Origin of the sequence: Nocardiopsis lucentensis DSM 44048 (assembly GCF_000341125.1) — a bacterium.
Lineage (GTDB): Bacteria > Actinomycetota > Actinomycetes > Streptosporangiales > Streptosporangiaceae > Nocardiopsis > Nocardiopsis lucentensis.
In genome coordinates, this window is the sequence record NZ_ANBC01000673.1 from 1 (window position 1) to 6,261 (window position 6,261).

Genomic DNA, 6,261 nt, shown 5'->3' on the forward strand with positions numbered 1-6,261 from the left:
GCGGCTGGGCGGGGCGACGTCGTTCTCGGTGTAGCAGGTGGACCCGAACTCGGGGGTGTTGGTCTTGCCGAGGAGGAGGGCTCCCGCGAAGCGCAGCGCGGCGACCGCTCCGTCGTCGAAGGGCGCCGGCACGGGGTCGACGGCCCGTGAGCCGAAGGTGGTGGGTGATCCGGCCAGCAGGTCCAGGTCCTTGATGGGAAGTGGCACGCCCAGGAGTGGGGGCAGGGTGTCCGGCGTGTCGCGCATGACGCGCTTCTCCGCATATCGGGCCTGTTCAAGCACGTGTTCCGGACTAACCGCAACGAACCCGCCGTAGGTCGGATCGAGTCGCTCGATCCGGTCCAGACAGTGCTCAGCGATCTCACGAGGGGACAGCTCTCGACGGCGCACCAGGTCGGCGAGTCGGTGTGCCGGAAGTTCGTGGATCTGGGTCATGATCCACCAGATTAGCGGGCACGCCACGGGGCACCACGGGAGTGGCGGCCCCTCTCTAGAGAGACCGTCGAAACGGTGGTTCTTCCCCGCGATCCGGTTCCCGAACACCCCTGCGGCCCGGAAACGCGGGAAGAAAAGTGTGAGAAGTCATGCACTAGGACTCGGATATGGATGGAACTAACCTGTCCGACGTGGAATCGGCAACGACAGAGAACGATCGCACCCAACCGAACAGCACACCGTCTCCGGCGGAAAGCCCAGAAGAGCTCTTTTTTCCCAACCAACGCAAGAAAACCGACAATTCGGGCGCACGGGCACTCTACGGAACCCTGAAGTCCAACGACACCGCCCGTAAGTGGGCCATCCGCGCGGCTGTCGCCGCGGCGGTCGCGCTGGCACTCGGCCTACTCGCCTCCGACTGGCGGATCGGCGTCACCCTCGGCCTGTTCACCCTGGCCGGGATCACCGTCTACAGCGCCCGGCGCGAGTCCGAGATCCCCCGGTGGCGCAGACCCTCGGCCGCCCAGCGCAAGACCGAGGTCCAGCTCAAGGTGATGAAGCAGCTCGGCTACCGCGTCCTGCACGCGCGCGCGGTCCCCGGCGGCAACGGCCAGATCGACCACTTCATCGTGGGCCGCCGCGGCGCGTTCGCCATCGACTCCGAGTCCTGGGACCGGCGCCTGCCCCTCCGCAACAAGCTGGAGAAGCTCTACCACGGCCGCTTCAGCAAGAACGAGCGGATCGACGAGGCGCTGGAGGAGGCCGAACGGGCCACGGAGCTCATCAACCGGGAACTGGGCCGCGAGATCAAGGTGCGCGCCGCGCTCGCCATCTACGGTCCCGGGATGCCCTGGGACAGCCACCGGCTGCGCGGCGTCGACATCATCACCGGAACCAAGGTCCGCAAGTGGCTGCGCACGGGCCGGGACCGGTTGAACGAAAGCGAGATCGAGGAGATCTACGAGGCGGCGAAGAAGGTCCTGCCGCCTCGCCACTGAAACCGTCCGCTCAGGGAGGGCCCGGGAGGAGCCACGGCGCCGTGGTTCCCCCCGGGCCCTTTCGCGTGTCCACACCCCCACCAGCGCACCCGATCCGCCGCGCCGCGATCGCCCACCCACAATCTCACGATCCGGACAGCCCGTCTTTGACTGCGAGACCGCACCACCGCTTCGGGGCGACTACCATCGAGGGGAAACACCCGGAACCGATGGGAGCCCACCCCATGCCCGCGCTACGCTCACGCACGGTCACACACGGCAGGAACATGGCAGGCGCACGCGCCCTCATGCGCGCCACCGGCGTAGAGCGCGAGGACTTCGGCAAGCCCATCGTGGCCGTGGCCAACAGCTTCACCGAGTTCGTTCCCGGACACGTCCACCTGCGCCAGGTCGCCGACGTGGTCGCCGGCGCGATCCGCGAGGCGGGCGGGGTGCCGCGCGAGTTCAACTCCATCGCCGTCGACGACGGCATCGCCATGGGCCACAGCGGCATGCTCTACTCGCTGCCCAGCCGCGAACTCATCGCCGACTCGGTCGAGTACATGGTCAACGCGCACTGCGCGGACGCCCTGGTGTGCGTCTCCAACTGCGACAAGATCACGCCCGGGATGCTGCTGGCCGCGCTGCGGCTCAACATCCCCACCGTCTTCGTCTCCGGCGGCCCCATGGAGGCGGGCAAGGTCACCGTGGTCGACGGCACCGCCACCACGGTCCGCAAGCTCGACCTGATCAACCCGATGATCGCCTCGGCCGACGAGAGCGTCTCCCAGGCGGAACTGGACGAGATGGAGGAGGCGGCCTGCCCGACCTGCGGGTCGTGCTCGGGCATGTTCACCGCCAACTCGATGAACTGCCTGACCGAGGCGATGGGTCTGGCCCTGCCCGGCAACGGCACCGTGCTGGCCACCCACACCGCGCGCCGCGCCCTGTACGAGGACGCCGGACGCCTGGTCGTCGAGGCCGCCAAGCGCTACTACGAGGACGACGACGCCTCCGTCCTGCCGCTGTCCATCGCCACCCCGGCCGCCTTCGGCAACGCCATGGCCCTGGACGTGGCCATGGGCGGCTCCACCAACACGATCCTGCACCTGCTGGCCGCCGCGACGGAGGCGGGGGTCGACTTCGGCCTCACCGAGATCGACGCGGTCTCCCGCCGCGTGCCGTGCCTGTGCAAGGTCGCTCCGAACACGGAGAAGTACCACATCGAGGACGTCCACCGCGCGGGCGGCATCCCCGCCATCCTGGGCGAGCTGGCCCGGGGCGGCCTTCTGGACACCTCCCTGCCCACCGTGCACGGCAAGACCGTCGGCGAGTTCATCGCCGAGTGGGACGTCGCCACCGACACCGTCAGCGACGAGGCCGTGGAGCTGTTCCACGCCGCCCCCGGCGGGAGGCGCACCACCAAGGCCTACTCGCAGAGCACCCGCTGGGACAGTCTGGACACCGACCGCGAGAAGGGCTGCGTCCGGTCCGTGCCGCACGCCTACACCAAGGACGGCGGCCTGGCGGTGCTCTTCGGCAACCTCGCCCCCGACGGCGCGATCGTCAAGACCGCCGGTGTGGAGGAGGAGCTGTGGACCTTCTCCGGCCCCGCGAAGGTGTTCGAGTCCCAGGAGGACGCGGTCGAGGGCATCCTCACCAAGCAGATCGAGCCCGGCGACGTGGTCGTCATCCGCTACGAGGGCCCCAAGGGCGGCCCGGGCATGCAGGAGATGCTGTACCCGACGAGCTTCCTCAAGGGCCGCGGCCTGGGCAAGGCGTGCGCGCTCATCACCGACGGCCGCTTCTCCGGCGGCACCTCGGGGCTGTCCATCGGACACGCCTCGCCGGAGGCCGCCGCCGGGGGCGACATCGCCCTGGTCGAGGACGGCGACGTCATCAGCATCGACATCCCGAACCGCGGCATCGTGCTGGAGGTCGCCGAGGACGAGCTCAGCGCCCGCCGGGAGCGACTGCTCAAGGAGCTGGGCCGCTTCCAACCGCGCGACCGCCAGCGCCCGGTGACGGCGGCGCTGCGCGCCTACGCGGCCATGGCCACCTCCGCCTCGACCGGTGCGGCGCGCGACGTCTCACAGATCGAACGCTAGGCGGCGCCCGTCCCGGTCCCGCGCGGGACCGTGGTCGGGTGCCCCCGAACCATCAGCCCCTGACGGTGACCGCCCCAGGTCAGGAGCAGCAGCCGCCCCCGCAGCACCCTCCGCCACCGGAGGGCGCGGGGGCGGCGGCACGTCCGCCCACGGCCACGGTCGACAGCAGGCGCACGGTGTCGTCGTGGCCGCGCGGACAGTCGGCGGGATCGCTCGCGCGGGCCATCGGGCGCGAGACCTCGAAGGTGGTGCCGCACTCGCGGCAGCGGAAGTCGTATCTGGGCATGCGGTCAGAATACGGCCCCTCGCCCGCCGAACGGATGCGGCGGCCGGCCCCGGGGCCGCGCCTCCCGCGCGACCGCCCTCCGCCCCGCCCGTGTCCGGGCGGGGCGGAGGGCGAGGGGGTACCGCGGGGCCGGACGGGGACGCGTGGCCCCGGCCCCGGGGCGTCAGGCCGCCAGGTGGGCCATGTAGGGCTCCCACTGGGGGTCGCCGTGCAGGTCACCGTTGATCAGCCGCCAGTGCGGACCCTTGGGCACCTTGGGGGTGATGTGCAGTTCCCATCCGAGCTCGTCCAGGAACTTGTCGGCCTTGCGGTGGTTGCACGGCTTGCACGCCGCCACCACGTTCTCCCACACGTGCGCCCCGCCGCGGCTGCGCGGGATGACGTGGTCGATCGTCTCGGCCTTCTTCCCGCAGTAACCGCAGGTGTGCCGGTCCCGCCGCATGAGGGCCACCCGCGTCAGCGGCACCCTGCGCCCGTACGGAACACTGATGTAACGTCTGAGCCGGATGACCGACGGCACGTTGTACGACCGCGTGGCCGAGTGGAGCACCGCCCCGGCCTCGTCTCCGTGCACCACCTCCGCCTTCTCCCGCAGAACGAGCAGGATCGCCCTGCGCAGGGGAAGGGTCGTCAGTGGTTCGAAGCTGGCGTTGAGCAGCAGCACGTGTCGGCGGGCGGTCGGTGGGCCACCCTCCCGGCCGCTTCGGGCGCTCATCGCTTCGCCCCGGCCGCCGCGTACAGCGGCCGTGTCTCTTCCCCGGCCAGCCGATAGGCCAGCCAGGAAACCTCCCTGTGCACCGATCCGAGGATCGGTGGTTCCGTTCGCCTTGCCACACGGACCTCCCGGTGGTTTCCGCCGAGCTCGCGTCCCGCATTCAGTTTGCGTGGTCAGACCGCTTCAGCGCCACCCCAATTTTCGGCAGGACGCCCGGAAAGCGCGTATCGCCGCTTTCCTCCACTCATTGTGCGCCGCCCACACCGCGTTTCACGGTGCCGCCGCGCCGAACACCGGGCGTGAGATATGGGTGGATAGGGTGCGAAGTATGCGTGAACTTCGCTACCCGCCGGCAGAGCGGCTGGACATCGTCGACAACCTGCACGAACACACGGTCGCCGACCCCTACCGATGGTTGGAGGACCCCCAGACCGCCGCGACCAAGGAGTGGTCCGCCGCCCAGGACACCCTCTACTCCACGGCCTCCTCCGGGTTCGGCGCGCGCGACTGGTTCGGTGAGCGGGTCCGGTCGCTCATGGGCGCCGGGCACGTCGGCGCTCCCGTGTGGCGGGGCGAGCGCCGATTCTTCTCCCGTCGCACGGCCGACCAGGAACACGGAGTCCTCCACGTCCAGGACGGCGACGGCCCCGAACGCGTCCTGATCGACCCCGGAGCCCTGGACCCGAGCGGACTGACCACCCTCGACGCCTGGAAGCCCGACCGCTCCGGACGGCTGCTGGCCCACCAGCTCTCCGAGGGGGGCGACGAGGAGTCGGCCCTGCGGATCATGGACGTCGACACCGGTGAGACCGTCGACGGACCGATCGACCGCACACGCTACAGCCCGATCGCCTGGCTGCCCGACTCCTCGGCCTTCTACTACGTACGGCGGCTGCCCGCCGACCAGGTCCCCGAGGGCGAGGAGGGCTACCACCGGCGCGTCTACCTGCACCGGCTGGGCACCCCCACCGACCAGGACGTCCTCATCTTCGGCCAGGACCGCGACAAGACCGAGTACTTCAGCGTCACCGTGAGCCGCGACGGGCGCTGGCTGATCCTGCTGGCGGTCCGCGGCACCTCCTCGGCCACCGACATGTGGATCGCCGACCTGTCCGAGGGCGGCCCGGGCGCGCCCCGGCTCGTGCCCATCCAGGAGGGCGTGGACGCCGCCCTGTCCGCACACGTGGGCCGGGACGGACGCCTGTACCTGTACACCGACCGCGACGCCCCGCGCGGACGCGTGTGCGTGGCCGACCCCACCACCCCCGGTGCCGAGCACTGGACCACCCTGGTCGCGGAGGATCCCGAGGCGGTCCTGGAGGACTTCGCGATCCTGGACGGACCGGAGATGGAGCGGCCCGAGATCCTGGTCGGCTGGAGCCGCCACGCGATCAGCGAGGTCACCCGCCACGACCTGGCCACCGGCGAACGACTCGGCGAACTGGAGATGCCGGGCCTGGGCTCCATCGGCGCGCTCATGGAACGGCCGGAGGGCGGCCACGAGGCCTGGTTCGGCTACACCGACAGCACCCGCCCGTCATCGGTGTACCGCTACGACGCCCGCGGCGGCGCCGTGTCGCACTGGGCGGACGCGCCCGGACGGATCAGCGACCTGCCGGACGTGCGCACCGAGCTGGTGACGTACACGTCCAAGGACGGAACCCCGGTGCGCATGCTCGTGGTCTCGCCCGCCGAACCCGCGGACGGTCCCCGACCGACCATCCTGTACGGGTACGGCGG

At 70.6% G+C, this 6,261-nt stretch carries 6 protein-coding genes; 3 read left to right on the top strand and 3 right to left on the bottom strand.

Translation table 11 applies throughout. The features are described from left to right. Positions 1–435 (bottom strand): amidase family protein (locus D471_RS35815; RefSeq protein WP_040690887.1); only part of this gene is annotated, 435 nt, incomplete at its 3' end. 191 nt (positions 436–626) lie between these two features. Between D471_RS35815 and D471_RS0123675 the strand changes: the two genes are divergently transcribed. Next, the gene (locus D471_RS0123675) at positions 627–1,433 is read left to right on the top strand and encodes a nuclease-related domain-containing protein (protein ID WP_017600916.1); all 807 of its coding nucleotides are present in this window, start codon (positions 627–629) and stop codon (positions 1,431–1,433) included. A gap of 224 nt (positions 1,434–1,657) precedes the next feature. Beyond that, complete coding sequence (ilvD, locus tag D471_RS0123680) at positions 1,658–3,520, top strand: dihydroxy-acid dehydratase (RefSeq protein ID WP_083924308.1); 1,863 nt, start codon at positions 1,658–1,660, stop codon at positions 3,518–3,520. Between the two features lie 79 nt (positions 3,521–3,599). Here ilvD and D471_RS0123685 read toward each other — a convergent pair whose 3' ends face one another. Together D471_RS0123685 and D471_RS0123690 are read right to left on the bottom strand one after the other, a co-directional pair. Further along, a complete protein-coding gene (locus tag D471_RS0123685) occupies positions 3,600–3,806 on the bottom strand; it encodes an FmdB family zinc ribbon protein (protein WP_017600918.1) in 207 nt (68 codons plus the stop codon). Positions 3,807–3,969: 163 nt separating this feature from the next. Beyond that, positions 3,970–4,470: an HNH endonuclease gene (locus D471_RS0123690; RefSeq protein ID WP_017600919.1), complete on the bottom strand. Its 501-nt coding sequence runs from the start codon at positions 4,468–4,470 to the stop codon at positions 3,970–3,972. Between the two features lie 379 nt (positions 4,471–4,849). Here D471_RS0123690 and D471_RS0123695 point away from each other — a divergent pair. After that, a partial coding sequence (locus tag D471_RS0123695; protein ID WP_017600920.1) for a prolyl oligopeptidase family protein occupies positions 4,850–6,261 on the top strand: 1,412 nt, incomplete at its 3' end.